16 protein-coding genes and 1 pseudogene are annotated in these 17,625 nt (G+C 60.1%); 3 read left to right on the plus strand and 14 right to left on the minus strand.

Features of this window, described 5'->3' with window-relative positions:
- Positions 1-254: 254 nt before the first annotated feature.
- The 8 genes and pseudogenes from ACM110_RS04315 to ACM110_RS04350 form a co-directional block, all read right to left on the minus strand.
- Positions 255-1,397 carry an acyl-CoA dehydrogenase family protein gene (locus ACM110_RS04315; protein WP_416126721.1) on the minus strand — a complete coding sequence of 381 codons (1,143 nt, stop codon included), beginning with the start codon at positions 1,395-1,397 and terminating at the stop codon, positions 255-257.
- A gap of 14 nt (positions 1,398-1,411) precedes the next feature.
- On the minus strand, positions 1,412-2,605 hold the full coding sequence (locus ACM110_RS04320) for an acyl-CoA dehydrogenase family protein (RefSeq protein ID WP_416126722.1): 1,194 nt from the start codon (positions 2,603-2,605) through the stop codon (positions 1,412-1,414).
- Between the two features lie 154 nt (positions 2,606-2,759).
- Complete coding sequence (locus ACM110_RS04325) at positions 2,760-3,353, minus strand: DUF2889 domain-containing protein (protein WP_416126723.1); 594 nt, start codon at positions 3,351-3,353, stop codon at positions 2,760-2,762.
- A 71-nt stretch (positions 3,354-3,424) separates the two neighbouring features.
- Positions 3,425-3,553, minus strand: a pseudogene (locus tag ACM110_RS04330) (short chain dehydrogenase); the annotation flags it as partial.
- 134 nt (positions 3,554-3,687) lie between these two features.
- Positions 3,688-4,818, minus strand: a complete 1,131-nt coding sequence (locus ACM110_RS04335) for a CaiB/BaiF CoA transferase family protein (protein WP_416126724.1) — start codon at positions 4,816-4,818, stop codon at positions 3,688-3,690.
- A 141-nt stretch (positions 4,819-4,959) separates the two neighbouring features.
- Positions 4,960-6,036 (minus strand): alpha/beta fold hydrolase, encoded by a 1,077-nt coding sequence (locus ACM110_RS04340; protein WP_416126725.1) that lies wholly within the window; start codon positions 6,034-6,036, stop codon positions 4,960-4,962.
- Positions 6,020-6,424 (minus strand): hypothetical protein, encoded by a 405-nt coding sequence (locus ACM110_RS04345; RefSeq protein WP_416126726.1) that lies wholly within the window; start codon positions 6,422-6,424, stop codon positions 6,020-6,022. The genes ACM110_RS04340 and ACM110_RS04345 overlap by 17 nt, the downstream gene beginning before the upstream one ends.
- 14 nt (positions 6,425-6,438) lie before the next feature.
- Positions 6,439-7,755 carry an alpha/beta hydrolase gene (locus ACM110_RS04350; protein WP_416126727.1) on the minus strand — a complete coding sequence of 439 codons (1,317 nt, stop codon included), beginning with the start codon at positions 7,753-7,755 and terminating at the stop codon, positions 6,439-6,441.
- A 258-nt stretch (positions 7,756-8,013) separates the two neighbouring features.
- On the opposite strand from ACM110_RS04350, the gene ACM110_RS04355 reads away from it, so the two are divergent.
- The gene (locus tag ACM110_RS04355; protein WP_416126728.1) at positions 8,014-9,582 is read left to right on the plus strand and encodes an arylsulfatase; all 1,569 of its coding nucleotides are present in this window, start codon (positions 8,014-8,016) and stop codon (positions 9,580-9,582) included.
- A 97-nt stretch (positions 9,583-9,679) separates the two neighbouring features.
- On the opposite strand, the gene mqo is transcribed toward ACM110_RS04355, so the two are convergent.
- From mqo to ACM110_RS04370, 3 genes are all read right to left on the minus strand, one after another.
- Positions 9,680-11,320 (minus strand): malate dehydrogenase (quinone), encoded by a 1,641-nt coding sequence (mqo, locus tag ACM110_RS04360; protein WP_416126772.1) that lies wholly within the window; start codon positions 11,318-11,320, stop codon positions 9,680-9,682.
- A 238-nt stretch (positions 11,321-11,558) separates the two neighbouring features.
- Positions 11,559-12,485: a Gfo/Idh/MocA family protein gene (locus ACM110_RS04365; protein ID WP_416126729.1), complete on the minus strand. Its 927-nt coding sequence runs from the start codon at positions 12,483-12,485 to the stop codon at positions 11,559-11,561.
- Positions 12,486-12,580: 95 nt separating this feature from the next.
- Complete coding sequence (locus ACM110_RS04370; RefSeq protein WP_416126730.1) at positions 12,581-13,393, minus strand: cupin domain-containing protein; 813 nt, start codon at positions 13,391-13,393, stop codon at positions 12,581-12,583.
- 134 nt (positions 13,394-13,527) lie between these two features.
- On the opposite strand from ACM110_RS04370, the gene ACM110_RS04375 reads away from it, so the two are divergent.
- Positions 13,528-14,046 carry a carboxymuconolactone decarboxylase family protein gene (locus tag ACM110_RS04375; RefSeq protein WP_416126731.1) on the plus strand — a complete coding sequence of 173 codons (519 nt, stop codon included), beginning with the start codon at positions 13,528-13,530 and terminating at the stop codon, positions 14,044-14,046.
- A gap of 26 nt (positions 14,047-14,072) precedes the next feature.
- The gene (grxC, locus tag ACM110_RS04380) at positions 14,073-14,324 is read left to right on the plus strand and encodes a glutaredoxin 3 (protein ID WP_416126732.1); all 252 of its coding nucleotides are present in this window, start codon (positions 14,073-14,075) and stop codon (positions 14,322-14,324) included.
- 153 nt (positions 14,325-14,477) lie between these two features.
- Here grxC and ACM110_RS04385 read toward each other — a convergent pair whose 3' ends face one another.
- Genes ACM110_RS04385 through ACM110_RS04395 form a run of 3 tightly spaced genes read right to left on the minus strand, consistent with a single transcriptional unit; the run spans position 14,478 to position 17,460 of the window.
- Complete coding sequence (locus tag ACM110_RS04385) at positions 14,478-15,986, minus strand: tripartite tricarboxylate transporter permease (RefSeq protein ID WP_416126733.1); 1,509 nt, start codon at positions 15,984-15,986, stop codon at positions 14,478-14,480.
- A gap of 24 nt (positions 15,987-16,010) precedes the next feature.
- On the minus strand, positions 16,011-16,493 hold the full coding sequence (locus ACM110_RS04390) for a tripartite tricarboxylate transporter TctB family protein (protein WP_416126734.1): 483 nt from the start codon (positions 16,491-16,493) through the stop codon (positions 16,011-16,013).
- 1 nt (position 16,494) lies between these two features.
- Positions 16,495-17,460 (minus strand): tripartite tricarboxylate transporter substrate binding protein, encoded by a 966-nt coding sequence (locus tag ACM110_RS04395; protein ID WP_338581545.1) that lies wholly within the window; start codon positions 17,458-17,460, stop codon positions 16,495-16,497.
- Positions 17,461-17,625 lie beyond the last annotated feature (165 nt).

Raw genomic sequence — 17,625 nt, forward strand, 5'->3', positions numbered from 1 at the left:
GCAGGAGGGGGAAAACGGGGGGGATGGATAAATAAGCGATGAGGTGAAGCAGGCGAGATTCAGGTTGCCGCAAAAAAACACCGGGCCGCCTGGCAACTGGGTTTGCGCCAAGAGCTGGCCCGTCAGGGGTAGAAATGCTACGGCTCAATTTCTTTCCCGTGGGGAATACGAGCCCGTGGCGAGGGAGCTTGCTCTCTCGCCACGGGTTAATCCGCACAGGTCGATCTCCTAACGGATGGGCATTCCGTCGTTTCTCAGTCGACCTGCAGCAGCCGACTGTAGGTCTTGAGGTGATGGTCGTCGTTGCCGAACTGGTGGCTGAGCATCAGCAAGTGCTTGGCGTGGTGCGAAAGCACGTATTCCCAGGTCAAGCCGATGCCGCCGTGCAGCTGGATACCCTGCTCGGCAATGAACCGGCCGGCACGCACGATCAATACCTTGGCGGCGGCCAGGGTGCGACTGCGTTCGTCACTGTCCGGCGCGTCGGCTGCGCACGCGGCGAGGATGGCCATGGAGTTCGCCTGATCCAGTTCGATGCGCATGTCCACCATGCGGTGCTGGAGAGCCTGGAACTTGCCGATCGCCTGGCCGAACTGCTGGCGGGTCTTGAGGTAATCGAGGGTCAGGTCGCACACCGCTTCCATGCTGCCCACCGCTTCGGCGCACTGCGCCGCAATCGCGCGGCCCTGCTGATAACGCAGCGCGGCCAGGGCCTGGCCGGGCTCACCGAGCACACTGGCGGCACTGACGAACACATCGTCCAGATACAGCTCGCACGCATTGCGTCCATCCATGGTCGGATAGACGCGGCGGCTGACACCCGGCGCGCGCGGATCGAGCAGGAACAGGCTGATGCCGGTTTCGTCACGATCGCTGCCTGAGGTTCGCGCAGACACGATAATCAACCCTGCACTGTGCCCCGCGACCACCACCGATTTACGCCCGTTCAGACGCCAGCCTCCATCCTCGGCTTCGGCGCGGGTGCGCACATCGTGCAACTGGTAATGGCTGGTCGGCTCGTCCACGGCCACTGCCAGTTGCAATTGCCCGCTGGCAACCGCCGGCAGTAATTCGTTGCGTTGTTCGTCACTGCCTGATTGGGTCAGCAGGCCACCGGCGAAAATCACCGAATGCAGATAGGGTTCAAGGCACAGACCGCGTCCCAGCTCGGTCATGATCAGCAGCGTCTCCACGCCGCTGCCATCAAAGCCACCGAGTTCCTCGGCAAATGGCACGGCGGTCAGGCCCAGCTCGCCCAGTTGACGCCAAAACGCAAGGCTATAGCCCAGCTCACTCTTGGCGAACTGCTCGCGCGCTTCGAACGCGTAATTGTCACGCACCAGGCGAACGGCGGTGTCCTGCAGCATTTGCTGCTCTTCGGTAAGTTTGAAGTCCATGATCGCTATTCCCCTTACAGCTCTAGAATCATCTTGGCGATGATGTTCTTCTGGATTTCATTGGAACCGCCGTAAACCGAAGTCTTGCGCATATCCAGGTATTGGCTGGCAGGCGTGGCGCTGTAGTCGCGGTATAGATCCGCTTGCTTGCCATAGCCCAGCTCTTCTTCAATGAAGGGCATGGCATACGGCCCCAGAACCTTGCTCATCAAGTAGGTGATGGCCTGACGGATTTCACTGCCCTTGATCTTCAGGAACGAGCTCTCGGTACCGGGCACTCCGCCGTCGCGGGCAGCGGCAACAATGCGCAGGTTGCTCATTTCGATCGCCATCAGCTGGATTTCCAACTCGACGATCTGCATGCGCAGCTGGATGTCATCGATCAGCGGCAGGCCGTCGCGTTGCTCCTGGCTGGCGATGCGCTTGAGCCGCCCCAGCATCTCCTTGGCCTGGCCAATCCCGGCAATACTGGTGCGCTCGTGGGTGAGCAGGTACTTGGCGCAGGTCCAGCCCTTGTTCTCCTCGCCCACCAGGTTTTCCACCGGCACGCGCACGTTGTCGAAGAACACTTCGTTGACTTCGTGCTCGCCATCGAGGGTGATGATCGGGCGCACGGTGATGCCGGGCGATTTCATGTCGATCAACAGGAAACTGATGCCCCGCTGTTGTTGCGCTTCGGGGTCGGTGCGCACCAGGCAGAAGATCCAGTCGGCGTAATGGGCCAGAGTGGTCCAGGTCTTCTGGCCATTGACCACGTAGTGGTCGCCATCACGTACGGCGCGCGTCTTGACAGCAGCCAGATCAGAACCGGCGCCCGGCTCGGAATAGCCCTGACACCACCAGTCTTCAGCGTTGAGAATTCGGGGCAAGAAGCGCGCCTGCTGTTCAGGCGTGCCGAACTTGATAATCACCGGGGCAACCATGTTGACGCCGAACGGCACGATCCACGGTGCGCCGAACGCGTAGCATTCTTCGTCGAAGATATGTTTCTCCACCGCTCCCCAGCCAGTGCCGCCAAACTCCACAGGCCAACTGGCTGCCAACCATCCGCGCTCATTGAGCAGGCGCATCCAGGTGACCTGGTCTTCTTTGTTGAAACGCTTGCCTTGGCGACCACGCGCTGCGATATCGACCGGCAATCTGTCACGCAAAAACGCCCGGACTTCCTCGCGGAAGGCCACTTCGGCAGGGGTGAATTGGATGTCCACTGATGTACTCCTCACATTCGGCTGAAAGTGGGCAAGGACAGTTCGACTGACCCACTGGCAACCACGTTAGAAGATTGATCAGCATGACCTCCCCCCCCACGGAAGGGGGGCTTTGCAGGCGCATGCACTGGATCGCCAAATCCGGTCGAGTTGTTCATTCACTCTCGACATTTTTTCCTGTCAGCACATGCGGGCGCCATTCGGTAAGACGGCGCGCGGGTTCCCCACCCGGTTGAAAGGCGTGGCAGGTGCCAATAATCTTTTGCTCAGGCATTTTGAAGCCAGGATCGCGGGCAGCACGCTCGAGCAATTCCTTCTGCACAATTGGCCCGACGATCTGAACTGCGGTGGTCGCCATGGGGCCAAGCAATTCGGTCAGGTGCGTGCAGCCCTGTATGCCACCCACCCGCTCGGCCACTTGTTTCTTCAACCCGGGACCGATCCGAATACCCTTCAGTTTCGCATAGGCCGCGGATATCTCTGCGCACAGCGGAGTGGGTGTCACTTCGGAGCGCGCTTCGATGTGCTGGATTTCCAATTGCAAATTTACCGTCATGATCATGACCATCTGATGCAGTACACCGCCGGCCGGAATGGTTCCGTAGGAAAGCTGTGTATCGACTCCTTTGGTGTCCAGCAACCGGGCCTCAATGTCGAATAAACCATCGCTGCGAAGATAGCCGGTACAGGTCACATTGCGGGTATGCAGCAATTGCCGTGTCGGCGCGTTCAAGTGATCCTGACTCATTGCACAGCCTCTTAGGAACATGAAGAAAGCGGTGACCGCTCATGGCCACTCGCAAACACCGGATGCCAGACGGCGATTTCCTCGACCTTGCCGAAGCGGCCAACCGGATGCACGGCAGCGGCGAACTCGCCTTTTTTGGGATCGGACTCATAAGCACGACGGAACATATCGGTGTCGATCACGCCTGGGCATACCGCGTTGCGCGACCAATGCCGGCAGCGGCACCGGTAACCAAAGCCACCTGACCAGAAAAAGTGCCCATTTCATGAATCCTCTACATTATTGGGGGGAGAACTTGAGACGACAGTTTTGTATCGCTTGATTGGCAGCCATTTCAAACAATCGCGCCGACGTTGCGCAGGTCGTCGATCTGCTCGATGCTCAAACCGAGTTGCTCAAGGATTTCCAAGGTATTTTCGCCATTCTTTACCACCCGTCCTGCCTCCACTGGCGTACGGCTCAGACGCGGAGCCGGTGACGGGTGCATTACGCCGGCCGTTTCCATGAACAGGCCGCGAGCGCGGTTGTGCGGGTGGGTAAAGGCTTCGCTGAAATCCAGTACCGGAGCGAAGCAGGCATCAGTGCCTTCCAGCAGTTGACTCCAGGCATCGCGGGTGCGAGTCACGAATAACGTCTCGAGCTTCTGGCGAAGCACCGGCCAGTTCTGCTTCTGCCATTGCTGTTGGAAGTCAGGATCGTCGATACCGCACAACTCCAGCAGCAACTGATAAAACTGCGGTTCGATGGCGCCAATCGACACGAATTTGCCGTCGGCGCAGGTGTAGCAACCATAGAAAGGCGCACCGCCATCAAGCATGTTGTGCTGGCGCTGGTCGTCCCACTGCCCCTGATGGCGCCAGTCGTAATACATACTGCCGAGCAAGTTCGCGCCGTCGCAGATGGCAGCGTCCACCACCTGCCCCAGACCGGATTTCTGCGCCTCGAACAGCCCTGCCAGAATGCCTGTCACCAGAAACATCGCCCCACCCCCCATGTCGCCCACCAGATGCAGTGGCGGCGTCGGTGGCCGATCGGCATGGCCCATAGCGTTGAGCACGCCTGACAGCGCGATGTAATTGAGGTCATGCCCTGCCGCATGTGCCAGCGGCCCGCTTTGACCCCAACCGGTCATGCGCCCGTAGATCAACCTCGGATTACGTTCAAGGCAGACTTGCGGCCCCAGGCCAAGGCGCTCCATGACGCCGGGGCGGAAACCTTCGATCAGCACGTCGGCGTCGTCGATGAGTTGCAACAACACTTCAGTGGCGCCGGGTTTACGCGGATCAATCGCAATGCTGCGACGTCCGCGCCCGAGCAGGCTGCCGTCGGCATTGAGAAACCCGGCCGCATGACGATCAACGCGAATGACCTCCGCGCCCATGTCCGCCAGCACCATGGCGGCGAACGGCGCGGGGCCGATCGCATTCATTTCCACTACTTTCACACCTGCCAAAGGTCCGGGCATCTCAGGGTTCTCTTTTGTGATAGGAAGGCTGTTCGCTGCGGCTCAAGACACTAGAGGTACGGAACCATGCCGACCCCACTCCCTATGGGTGGAACCTCCCACCCCTACCCGTTCACGCCCTGCGCCACATCCTCGAGAGGTTCATACGGATCGCCCTCCCAACCATTGATCGAGCCTGGGCCACATCCGCTTGACCGCGGCCGGTCCCGCTACCAGGCTGACATGCCCGCCCGGAAGCATCAGCTCTTCCTTGTCGCGCGAACCCACGCGGGCCACCAGAGGCTGCGCACAATCGGGCGGCACCAGGGAATCGTATTGCGCGATGATGTGCAGCAGCGATGCCTCGATGCTTTTCAAATCGACCTCTTTACCGCCGATGCGCAAGCCACCTTCGTACAGCGAATTCTTTAGCCCGAACTCTTGATGGATCTGCCGGAAAAACTCGCCGGGAAGCGGCAAGGTTTCGTCATTGAAACGCGCCATCATGCGGTATCCCCTGACGTAGTCGTCGTTCCACATGTTGTCCCAGAGCCGGGCCTGGCCGGCAATTCGGCCGGCGGGACGATGCAGTTCGATCGCCTTGATAATCGCCTCTGGCGGGACCAGGCCCGTCGCATCGATCAAGCGTTCGGCCTTGAAGTGGCGTTGTTTGGTCAGGGGCATCTTCGTCCAGTCGATGGGCGTCGTGAAACACACCAGGTTCTTCAACGGGCCGCCGGGATGCAGAGCGGCGTAAAGCGTCGACAGGACGCCACCCATGCAGTAGCCGATCAAGGTGATGTCTTCCACGCCCGAGTCTTGCTGCACGCGGCGAATGCAGTCCGGAATGAAGTCGAGCACGTAGTGGTCAAGCTTCAGATGGGCCTCTTCCCGGCTCGGCGCATTCCAGTCCATGACATAGACGTCGTAGCCCTTTGCGAGCAGAAACTCGATCAGGCTCTGCCCCTTTGTCAGGTCGAAAATGGCCGCCTTGCTGGTCGTCGCCATGACAAACAGCAACGGCACGCGATAGATCTCGTCCGCAGTTGCGTGATAGTGGTACAGGCTCAAAGTGCCGCGACGGTGCAGGAGTGTCTTGGGCGTCAAGCCCACCGTTGGTGGCGGAGTGCTCAGGTATTCGAGGCCCTTGAGGCCGCGCTGGACCATCATGCCGACCTCCGAACGGAGTCTGTCAGCCACCGACCTGTCAGCGATCTTGTTGTCATGCGGCCGGCTCATCGTTGCCTCCTGCCTTTCTTTTGCGCTTGGATGCCGCTTTGAGCGGCGCCGGGGGCACTTCAGCCAATGGGCGCCGCGTGCGTGGCGGTTGCGGTGCAATCGCCGGACTGGTGTGGGCGGGAAGCAATTGATCGAGCTTGTCCTCTACGCGCCGTAAAGCGGCGGCCAGGGCATTGACTTCGGCGCGGCTGGGCAGGCCCATGCGCTTGTGCAAACGCTCCAGCGATGTTTGCGACAGGTGCTGCAAGCCGAGGGTGACCTTCGCATATTGATCGATCACAAGACCGACTTCTTTCGAATCGACGTTACGGGCGGCCAGGGCATTGACGCCGTTTTCGAACCGGGTGATGGCCTCGCGATACAATTTGAACGGATCCGGTAATGCCATGACGTAGTCCTCGATCAAGGTTTCACAGTGCAGTTTTTATCTGCCGGCCAGGTTTGGCGCGCGGCCAGCCGGTCAAGGCTGGAAATGGCTCTTCGCCGGATGATGACGGTGGGCAGGAGCCAAGGCCTGATCAACAACCGGCAGGCACCGGCCGCTTTTGGCGATAGCAGCCGCAACAAAGCGATGCCCCACCGTTCGGTGACTACCCAAGTGGTCAAGGTGGCGGTTGCCAGCTCGTCGGCAGTAGCGCGCAGGCGCGAATGCCTGCGTGGCCCTCTGTCGGCGATCTCGATCGTCCTGTCCGCAGCCGGTTGTCGGGCGAACGCCGTCGTCAGTGCATTGCCGATGCGCTGCAACGCATCGCGGCTGGCACTATTGACCGAATCAAAATTGAGGAATCCGTGGAACTGGCCCCCGTAATGCAACAGCTCCACCGGCACGTCGGCTGCTCGCAAGCGAGCGGCATAGTCCAGGCCGTCATCGCGGATCGGATCGAAACCGGCACTGACGACGATTGCCGGCGCCAGGCCGCGCAGGTCCGGGCTGCGGCGCGGGGAGTACCAGGGATCAAGCAGGTCCAGCGTATCGAGCGAAGGGGCCAGGGTCTGCTCGATCCATTGAATTGCATGATCGGTCAGCAGTACATGCCCGTAGGCGTTCTCCGCGTAGGACGGGAATTTCTCCACCAGTTCGGTGGCCGGGTAAACCAGCACTTGCAGGCTGAGTGACGGGCCGCCGCGGCGCAGACTTTCCTGGGCAACGGCAGCACAGAGATTGCCGCCCGCTGAATCGCCGCCAATCGCCAGGCGCGTCGTATCGATACCCAACTGCGCGCCGTTTTTTGCCATCCACTCGAATGCCGCGAGGGCATCGGCACGGCCCGCAGACAGGTCGTGCTCCGGCGCCAGTCGGTAGCGCACGGCAATGACGATGCAGTTGGCGGCCAGCGCAATACTGCGGCAGATGCCGTCGGCGGTATCCAGATCGCCGATGATGAATCCGCCACCGAAAAACCACATGAACGCAGGTCGCAGTTGCTGCGCATTGTCTGGTTTGAAGATGCGCAGGGCGATGTCGCCATCCGGTCCGTCGATCAGTTGCTCAGTCACGGAGCCCACGGTCGGATTGCGCCCGAGCGCCAGCGCCGCCAACCGCCAGCCCAGGCGCAGTTTGGGCAGCGAGTAATCTTCTGCGCGGCGCAGGCTCATGGAGAGGTTGGCCAGACGCAGGAATGCACGCGCCTCACGGTCGGGTTGATGTGCGCGCAACACGCGAGGCATACCGATAGCCGGTCGCTCAGGGTGCACCTTTGGTTTTTTCTGGTTTTTCATTGCCACTCCATTCGCAGGGAATCCGTATACCGCGCATCAGCAACAGCTTACTGAGCACCACGGTTACGGGGGCTACCCTCAATGGGGGGTAAAGCAAACCAGCCATCGGTTAATGAAGTTGGAAAGCTCAATTGGAGTACCGTAAAAACGCTGTCCGCATTGCACTTGTCTGGTCGCATTGACGCTTGTGCCCTTGAGTTAGTGCTACCTCCCAAGGTTAGTGATCAACCTCAACTCAAGTTTAAGGGAGCAGCCAATATGACCCGTAAACGCAAGTGGCTAACGGGGTATGCGCTGGTGGTCGTCTCGGTGATGGCTATTTCGGCAACTGCCGCAGCCGCGGAAAAACCCAACATTCTGGTGATCTTCGGTGACGACGTTGGCCAGACCAACATCAGCGCCTATTCCATGGGTGTGGTCGGCTACAAGACGCCAAACATCGACCGCATTGCCAAGGAAGGCATGCTATTCACCGACTATTACGCAGAGAACAGTTGCACCGCCGGACGCTCGTCCTTCATTACCGGCCAGGCACCGTTACGTACCGGCCTGACCAAAGTGGGTATGCCAGGCTCGACTGTCGGTCTGCAAAAGCGTGACATCACTATCGCCCAGGCCCTCAAGTCCCAGGGTTACGCTACCGGCCAGTTCGGCAAGAACCACCTGGGCGACCGGGACGAATACCTGCCGACCAACCACGGCTTCGACGAATTCTTTGGCAACCTCTACCACCTCAACGCCGAAGAAGAACCGGAACGGCCCTACTGGCCGAAGGATGATGCCGAGTTCGTCAAGGCTGCCTCTCCTCGCGGGGTGATCCACAGCTTCGCCGACGGCAAGATCGAAGACACCGGGGCCCTGACCGCCAAGCGCATGGAAACCATCGACGACGAGACCACCGCCGCTGCGCAGGCGTTCATCGAGAAGCAGGCCAAAGCCGACAAACCTTTCTTTGTCTGGATGAATACCACCCGGATGCACGCATACACCCACGTACGCGATTCGATGCTGGGACAAAGCGGCATGCCCGGCAACGAGTACGCCGACGGCATGCTCGAGCACGACGGTGACGTCGGCAAGCTGCTGAAAACCCTCGACGACTTGAAAATCGCCGACAACACCATCGTCGTCTACACCACCGACAATGGCCCGAACCAGTTCGGCTGGCCGGACGCCGCGACCACGCCCTTCCGCAACGAGAAAAACTCCAACTGGGAAGGCGCATTCCGGGTGCCGGCGATGATCCGCTGGCCGGGAAAGATCAAACCGGGAGAGGTTTCGAACGAGATATTCTCCGGCCTGGACTGGTTCCCCACCTTGCTGGCTGCCGCTGGCGACACCAGCGTGAAGGACAAGCTGCTCAAGGGTTGGGCACCGGTTTCCGGCGACGCCACCTTCAAGGTGCATCTGGACGGCTATAACCAATTGCCGTACCTGACAGGCCAGCAGCCCAAGGGCGAGCGCAAGGAGTTCTACTACTTCAACGACGACGGCGTGCTGGTTTCCATGCGCTATGGCAACTGGAAAGCAGTCTTCTGTGAACAGCGTGAACCGGGTGGGTTCAAAGTCTGGAGCGAACCCTTCGTGTGCCTGAGGGTGCCGAAAATCTTCAACCTGCGCATGGACCCGTATGAACGTGCCGACGTGGTATCCGATCAATATTATGACTGGTCCACCAAGAACGTTTATCTGACCGAATTGGCCGTGATGAAATCAGCTGCATTCCTGCAGACCTTCATCGACTATCCACCGAGCCAAAAACCGGCCAGTTTCAGCATCGATCAGATCCGCGCGGCAGTGGATGCAAAAATTGATGAGAAGAAGTGAAAGGACTGCCTCATTGATAAGCCAGCCTCCCGCCCATGCTTGAGTGGGCGGGAGGCTGGCGCTGACCTTGCGGGTCGGCTGCCAGAGGGCTTTTTGATCACAGCGCCATGTCAGCCGACGCATTGTCCTTTGCGGGACGGGTCGCTTCTTTTTCAACATCCGGTGTGGCGACCTGGCTGATCGCCGGTGGCGGCATCAGTTCCAGCACCTTGGCGGTATAGGCCCACTCCTGCGCCACTTTTTCCGGATCGTCATTGAGCTGGGTGCCGTAGCTCGGCAGGATCTGGTGGAGTTTCTCCTGCCATGCCGGCGTCGCGACTTTGTCTTTGAAGACTTTCTGCAGCAGGCTCACCATGATCGGGACGGCGGTCGACGCGCCGGGGGAAGCACCCAGCAGCCCGGCAATGGTGCCATCCTGGGATGTGACAATCTCGGTGCCCAGTTTCAGCACGCCACCGGCCGCTTCGTCACGTTTGATCACCTGTACGCGCTGGCCTGCCTGCCACAGACGCCAATCCTCGGCTTTGGCGTTGGGGAAGTATTCCTTCAAGGCATTGATACGATCCTCGTCCGACAGCATCAGTTGACCCGCCAGATACTGGACCAGTGGATACTGTTTGATGCCAACGCGGGTCATCGGCCACGCATTGTCTGTGGTGGTGGTACTCAACAGGTCGAGATAAGAACCCTGCTTGAGGAACTTGGTGCTGAAGGTGGCGAACGGGCCAAACAGGATCAGGCGCTTGCCATCCAGTACGCGGGTGTCCAGATGCGGAACCGACATCGGTGGCGCTCCCACTGAAGCCTGACCGTAGGCCTTGGCGAGATGGCGCTCGGTAATGGCCGGATTTTCCGTGACCAGGAATGAGCCGCCCACCGGAAAGCCCGCATATTCCCTGGCTTCGGGAATGCCCGACTTCTGCAACAGCTTCAGCGCGCCGCCGCCCGCACCAATGAACAGGAACCGGGCATCGGTGACGGATTCGCTACCATCCTTGAGGTTTTTGTAGCTGACGCGCCAACTGCCATCGTTGTTATGGGTGATGTCCTGCACTTCGCTGGACAGCTTCAGGGCAAAACCCGGCGAGGTTTGCAGGTAACCGACCAGTTGCCGGGTCACTTCGCCAAAATTCACGTCGGTGCCATTGGGGTTCCACGTGGCGGCGATTTTCTGCTTCGGATCACGCCCTTCTATCATCAGCGGAACCCATTTTTTGATGACAGCCGGGTCTTCGGAGTACTGCATGCCGCGGAACAACGGGCTGGCCTGCAACGCTTCATAACGCTTTTTCAGAAAGCGCACGTTGTCCTCGCCCCAGACGAAGCTCATGTGCGGCGTGGAATTGATGAACGAGCGCGGGTTCTTCAGCACGCCTTGCCTGACCTGCCAGGCCCAGAATTGCCGGGTCAGCTGAAAGCCTTCGTTGACTTCAACAGCCTTGTTGATCGTGACTTTTCCGTTTTCGTCCTGCGGCGTGTAGTTCAACTCGGCCAATGCCGAATGGCCTGTACCTGCGTTGTTCCAGCCATTGGAGCTTTCCAGTGCTACACCGTCGAGGCGCTCGACCATTTCCATGGAGAGCCCGGGCTCCAGCTCATGCAGCCAGACGCCCAACGTCGCACTCATGATGCCGCCACCGATCAGCAGTACATCGACTTTTTTGGCCTCTTCGGCGTGCGCATGCACAGCGCCAAATGACAGGGTTAAACCGGCAAGGACGTGTTTCAGTTTTCTCATGTTCATCATGTGATTCTCTCGCGAATTCACGGTCATCCCTGCCGCTCGGTTGGCTCTCTCGTTGGTGGTAGGTGGGTAAAACCTGACGGGAAACTTCGAGATCAAGCATCACGTGAATCGGATTTGCCCCCACGCTCGGCACCCGATGAACATCAGGGTAACGAGGATCAAGCGACCCTGTGGGGGTGTTTACTTCCTTTTTGTGCCAAAGTGCATTTAATTACGGCCAACCCTGCCGTTAATCGTAAAACGCCCCAACCGAAACACGACTGCCAACAAAAAAACTGTCGGCCACCAGTCGCAGCGGCTGGAGGTCCAGGTCACTGGCCTGGTCGCCGATCAGCTGTTGAAAGTGTCGATACACCGCCGCGTACTCGCCCTCTTCCGATACGGCTTGGCGCACGCCGTCGATGCTCAACAGTGCGCCACCGTTGTCCAGTCGCAGGACGCCTTCGGCGCAGCGAATCTCGAGGCTCCAGAGTTCGTCATGACCATGGTCGAAATCGAATTCCGCGCGGACGTCGAGGTGGCGCGCGTCAGACATTTTGATGGAAGCGGCAATCGGTGACTGGCAATTGCTCGGGACGCGCAGTTCGGCGTACTCGACAAACAGCGGCAGCGCCAGCAGATGGGTTGCAATCGACAAGGCATTGATGCCCGGATCGAAGACACCCAGGCCGCCGGGTTGCCAGATCCACGCCTGGCCGGGGTGCCACTTGCGCACGTCTTCCTTCCAGTCGATCTGTACGCTTTGCACGGTGCGGCTGGCCAGCCAGTCGCGGGCGGCTTCGATGCCGGGCGCGTAGCGGGAATGCCAGGCGAACAGACCGCTGACACCTTGCGCCTCTGCCTGGCTCACCAACGCCATCGCTTCACCCAGGGTGGCGCACGGTGGTTTTTCTACCAGCACGTGTTTGCCCGCGGCGAGCGCTTGTTGCACCAAGGCGAATCGCCCTTGCGGCGGCGTGCAAAACGCAATCGCATCGACCTGCGGGCCGTTTTCGAGCAGCTCGCCAAGGGACTGAAAGTTCTCCACCCCGGCGCAGGGCTGTCCTTGCGTGGCGACAGCCACCAACTGGAACGCGGGGTTGGCGTTGATCGCGGGAACGTGCTGATCCTGGGCAATCTTGCCGTAGCCCACCAGACCGAGACGGATCGGTTGCATCAATGACTCCTGATTTTTTGTTTTTGGTCAGCGAACTGGCGAGATTACGTTTGTATCGTGAGGAAGTCATTTTCGCCGATCAATAATCCGGAAATTTATCCTCTCCACTCGCGCGGGCTGACGCCGGTCTTGCGGCGAAATGCGCGGGCCAGCGCCGAAGGGCTTTCGTAGCCGACCTCTTCGGCGATCAGCGCAATCGGCTTGCCTTCGCGCAAGCGTTTCTGCGCCAGGCTGATGCGCCAGCTCACCAGATAATCCACCGGTGCCTGCCCCACTACTCGCTTGAAATGTTCCGCAAAGCTGGCGCGGGACATATTGGCCGCCGCTGATAATTCGGCCACGCTCCAAGGCTTGCCCGGTGCTTCGTGCATCAGGTTCAAGGGGCGTGCCAGCCGTGGATCGGCGAGGCCGGCCATCATGCCCGGCTGTTGATTGCGGCTGGTGAGGATGTGCCGCAACAACAGGATCACCACCAGTTCGAACAGCCGATCCATCACCGCTTCACGGCCACAGGTGCCGGCGAAAGCTTCGTCGAACAGCCATTGCAACGTGCTGGCCATCGTGGGGATTTCATCAAGCTTGAGCACCAGATACTCCGGCAATGCCGAAGCGAGTGCATTGCCCGAGCCGCCATCGAAATTCAGCGATGCGCACACCAGTTGCGTGGCGGACGCCTCTGAAGCGAACAATCGATGGCGGTACGGCCGAGGAAAAAAGATCAGTGTCGGCTCGGTCAGTTGCAACTCGCGCTCGTCACCCAGCTTCAGCGCGACCTCGCCGGCCTGCAGCAAGTGCACATGCCCGCACACCTGAGTGCCATCGAAGGCGGTCGTGCCGCAAAACGTGCCGCTGTGGAAGGTGCCGGCATTGACACCGAAATGCGTGAGCAAGGTGGACAAGCGATCCATGGGGAGGCTCCCGGGAGCAGTTCTGGACGATCTGTCGCATATCGTCGACGATTTGCATCCAATTGACCAGAGCGAATCACTAGCATGGACTCCGTACCCAGCGCCTGTCGCGCTTGAATCCTCGGAGAGTCACCATGACCCGCATTGTCCCTGTCAGCCTCGAACACGCCACCGACGCCACCCTCCCGCTCCTGGAAGGCGTGCAGAAGAAAATCGGTTTCCTGCCCAACGTCTTCCGCGTGTTGGCTCTCGCCCCCGCCGTGCTGGCCTCGTACCTGCAAAACTCGGCGGCACTGGGCAAGACATCCTTGAGCGCTACGGAGAAGGAAGCGATCTTCCTCGCCACCTCGCAGGTCAACGGCTGCGATTACTGCCTGGCGGCGCACACGCTGTTTGCCGGCAAGGCCGGGCTCTCCAGCCAGGAAATCCTCAGCGCCCGTGAAGGCCAACTCGACGCCTATGCCCTGCTGGCCAAGCAAGTCACTGAAAGCCGTGGCCACCTGAGCAGCGATCAGATCGCCGCCGCCCGCGCCGCCGGGATCAATGACACGAAGATCATCGAAGTGATCGCCCACGTGGCCTCGCAGACGCTGACCAACTACCTGAACAATGTCGCCCTGACCGATATCGACTTCCCGGCCATCAACGCCTGATCAACCCCGCTGCGGAGAAAATGAGCATGAACACCGTGACCCTTTACACCACTGACACCTGCCCTTACTGCCGCAGCGCCAAATCACTGCTGGCCAGCAAAGGCGTGACGATGCACGAGATCAACATTCAGCGTGAGCCGGGCAAACTTGAGGAAATGCTTGAGCGCAGCGGTCGTCGCAGCGTGCCGCAGATTTTCATCGGTGACGCGCACATCGGCGGCTTTGATGACCTGGCAAAACTGGATCGCCAGGGTGGGTTGATGTCGATGCTGGCCTGAACCTATAGGAGCGAACCTGCCTGCTCGATTTTGTGAACAACGCCAAACCCTGTGGGAGCGGGCTTGCCCGCGAAGACGTCGGCACATTCAATATTGATGTGACTGAGCCGACGCTTTCGTGGGCAAGCCCGCTCCCACAGTTGTTGCGTACGCTCAGTCGTCTTCGTGCAACTTGATCCCACGCTTGTGCAGCAGGTACGGCACCAACAGCACCAGCAAGGTCAGGGCCATGAAAACCGCCGAGATCGGTTGGGTGAAAAATATCGTCCAGTCGCCTTCGCTGATAGACAAGGCGTTGCGCAGTTGCTTCTCGGCCATCGGCCCCAGCAGCATGCCAACGATCACCGGCGCCACGGGGAAATCGAAGCGGCGCATCAACACTCCGGCCCAACCGATCGCGAGCATCAGCAGCAGGTCGAAGGAAGAATGACGCATGCCGTACACGCCGATGGTGGCAAACACCAGAATGCCGGCGTTCAGGTAAGGCCTGGGAATTTGCAGCAGCTTGACCCACAGGCCCACCAACGGCAGGTTCAGCACCAACAGGATGACGTTGCCGATGTACAGCGAGGCCACCAGGGTCCAGACCAGATCGGCGGAGGTTTCAAACAGCATCGGCCCCGGTTGCAGGTTGTAGTTCTGGAACGCGGCCAACAGGATCGCCGCCGTGGCGGACGTTGGAATGCCGAGCGTCAGCAATGGCACCAGCGAACCCGTTGCGCTGGCGTTGTTCGCCGCTTCCGGGCCGGCCACACCTTCAATGGCACCCTCGCCTTTGTTGGCCGAGAACTCTTTCGGATATTTGCTGAGTTTGCGCTCGGCGGAATAAGACAGGAACGTCGGAATCTCCGCACCACCGGCCGGAATCGAGCCAAACGGAAAGCCGATCAGCGTGCCCCGCAGCCAGGCGGGCACCGAGCGTTTCCAGTCAGCGCGGGTCATCCACAACGAGGTCAGGCGATGCCGCCCTTCTGCCTGTTCGGATTGATAAAGCAGGCTGTACAACGCTTCGCCGACCGCAAACAAGCCAACCGCCACCAGCACCACTTCGATGCCATCCACCAGTTCGGGAACGCCCATGGTGTAACGGGCAATGCCCGAGGTCGAATCCAGGCCGATCAGGCCGATAGTCAAACCGATCCCCAGCGAAGCAAAGCCGCGTAGCATTGACGCGCCGAGCACCGCCGACACCGTAGTGAACGACAGCACCAGGATCGCGAAATACTCGGCCGGGCCAAAGTTCAGCGCCAGCCTGGCCACGATTGGGGCGAACAAGGTCAACAGAATCGTCGCGATGGTGCCGGCCACGAACGAGCCAATCGCCGCCGTCGCCAGCGCTGGTCCCGCCCGGCCATTGCGCGCCATGCGGTTGCCCTCGAGCGCCGTGACCATGGAGGACGATTCACCGGGCGTGTTGAGCAAAATCGAGGTCGTTGAACCGCCGAACTGCGCGCCGTAGTAGATCCCGGCAAACATGATCAGCGCACCGGTCGGGTCGACCTTGGCGGTGATCGGCAACAACAACGCCACCGTCAGCGCCGGCCCGATACCCGGCAAGACGCCAATGGCGGTGCCGAGCAAACAGCCGATGAAACCCCACATTAGATTGATCGGCGTCAACGCTGCGGAAAACCCCATCGCCAGGCTTGCGAGAATGTCCAAGATGTCGATCTCCTTCGGCCCGAGTCAGATCCAGGCGTTGACCAGCGGCGGCAGGGAAACCCCCAGCCCGGCGTTGAACAGCCAGTAGATCGGCAGGGTCAAGGCTATGCCGATGGCCAGGTCGCGCAGCGGATGACGACTGCCGAAACCCCGGGCCGCACAGGCAAACAGCAAGCCTGCGGCCAGCACGAAGCCGATCAGGTTGATCAGCAATGCCACACCCACCAACCCGCCGGTCACCCAGGCCGCACCGGTTTTTCCGCCAGCAATGCCGGGATTGCCGCTGTCCAGTTCGCGAAATCCGCCAGTTAACGCCTGATAACTCAGCAACACGCCCACCGCGCAGAGAAACCCCGCGACCACGTAGGGATAGACGTATGCCGGCAGAATCACGAAGCCCATCTCGGGCGGGAACCGAAAAGCACCCACCGCCAACACGACGCTGAGGGCGATCAGGCCAATGCCGATCGCCAGTTGCACCGGCACGACTGCACGCGCGCCGGCCATTTCAGAGCAGCCCGACCTTGACCAGCATCGCGCGCAACCGCACGTGTTCTTCATCGACAAATTTGCCGAAGTCATCACCGGTCAGCACGCTTTCCGTCCAGGCATTGATACGGATGTTGTCCTGCCAGACCTTGCTTTTGCTGGCGGCCAGCACGGCATCGGTCACTTCTTTGCGCTGCTCCGGTGTGAGGTTGGCGGCACCATACACACCCCGCCAGTTGCCGATCACCACGTCGTAGCCGCTTTCCTTGAGGGTGGGCGCGTCGATCTCCGGAACGCGCTCCGGGGCGCCGATGGCCAGTACGCGGATCTGGCCGTTCTTGATGTATTGACCCAGTTCGGCATAGCCACCGGTCAGCACTTTGATTTGCCCGCCCAGGGTTTGGGCCACGATTTCACCGCCACCGCCGGTGGCGATGTAATTCACCTTGTTGACCGGCACATCCAGCTTGCCGGCCAGTTCGGCAATGCCGATGTGGTCGATGGAACCCTTGGAGCCACCGCCCCAGGTGATGCTGGAGGGTTTGGCCTTGAAGTCCTTGATCAGGTCGTCGAGGGTCTTGTACGGAGATTCCTTGCGCACGGCGATCACGTTGTATTCGGTAAACAACCGGGCGATCGGCGTTACGTCCTTCAAGCTGATTTGCGGTTTGTTCTGTTCGATGCCCGCGACCATGATCGCGCCGACCACCAGCAGCGCATTCGGATCACCCTTGGTGCTGTTGGCAAACTGCGCCAGCCCCAGCGTGCCACCCGCGCCACCCTTGTTTTCAAAGGTGACGGCCTTGGCGACATTGGCCTCGATCAGGGCCTTGCCCAGCACTCGGGCAGTCTGGTCGTAGCCGCCGCCCACGGAACCGGGGGCCATGAACTTGACGGTGTCCAGCGCCAGCGCAGGTGTGGTGAGTGCGGCAGCGACAAGGCCCACAGCCAGGCTATGACCGACGCGACGAAACAAAGCGGACATGGTGTATCTCCCTTTAGCATTGTTTTTATGGGTGCCGTTTGCGGGTAAGCGTAGAACATGGTTCCGTCGAAGGCCTGCCGGGTCTTGCGGGTCTTGCGTCACAGACTGAAACATTCTTTTGATCAGGGTGTTCCAGCCCTCGAAATGCGCCAACTATCCTGAATA

The sequence above is a fragment of the Pseudomonas sp. NFX98 genome (assembly GCF_047784845.1).
GTDB lineage: Bacteria > Pseudomonadota > Gammaproteobacteria > Pseudomonadales > Pseudomonadaceae > Aquipseudomonas.

Coding starts and splice junctions, on each gene's coding strand:
- ACM110_RS04365 (WP_416126729.1), bottom strand. CDS start 12,485: ATGCAACCGATCCGTCTCGGTCTGGTGGGCTACGGCAAGATTGCCCAG.
- ACM110_RS04370 (WP_416126730.1), bottom strand. CDS start 13,393: ATGGATCGCTTGTCCACCTTGCTCACGCATTTCGGTGTCAATGCCGGC.
- ACM110_RS04375 (WP_416126731.1), top strand. CDS start 13,528: ATGACCCGCATTGTCCCTGTCAGCCTCGAACACGCCACCGACGCCACC.
- ACM110_RS04395 (WP_338581545.1), bottom strand. CDS start 17,460: ATGTCCGCTTTGTTTCGTCGCGTCGGTCATAGCCTGGCTGTGGGCCTT.
- ACM110_RS04315 (WP_416126721.1), bottom strand. CDS start 1,397: ATGGACTTCAAACTTACCGAAGAGCAGCAAATGCTGCAGGACACCGCC.
- ACM110_RS04390 (WP_416126734.1), bottom strand. CDS start 16,493: ATGGCCGGCGCGCGTGCAGTCGTGCCGGTGCAACTGGCGATCGGCATT.
- ACM110_RS04335 (WP_416126724.1), bottom strand. CDS start 4,818: ATGCCCGGACCTTTGGCAGGTGTGAAAGTAGTGGAAATGAATGCGATC.
- ACM110_RS04350 (WP_416126727.1), bottom strand. CDS start 7,755: ATGAAAAACCAGAAAAAACCAAAGGTGCACCCTGAGCGACCGGCTATC.
- mqo (WP_416126772.1), bottom strand. CDS start 11,320: ATGAGAAAACTGAAACACGTCCTTGCCGGTTTAACCCTGTCATTTGGC.
- ACM110_RS04325 (WP_416126723.1), bottom strand. CDS start 3,353: ATGAGTCAGGATCACTTGAACGCGCCGACACGGCAATTGCTGCATACC.
- ACM110_RS04355 (WP_416126728.1), top strand. CDS start 8,014: ATGACCCGTAAACGCAAGTGGCTAACGGGGTATGCGCTGGTGGTCGTC.
- ACM110_RS04340 (WP_416126725.1), bottom strand. CDS start 6,036: ATGAGCCGGCCGCATGACAACAAGATCGCTGACAGGTCGGTGGCTGAC.
- ACM110_RS04345 (WP_416126726.1), bottom strand. CDS start 6,424: ATGGCATTACCGGATCCGTTCAAATTGTATCGCGAGGCCATCACCCGG.
- grxC (WP_416126732.1), top strand. CDS start 14,073: ATGAACACCGTGACCCTTTACACCACTGACACCTGCCCTTACTGCCGC.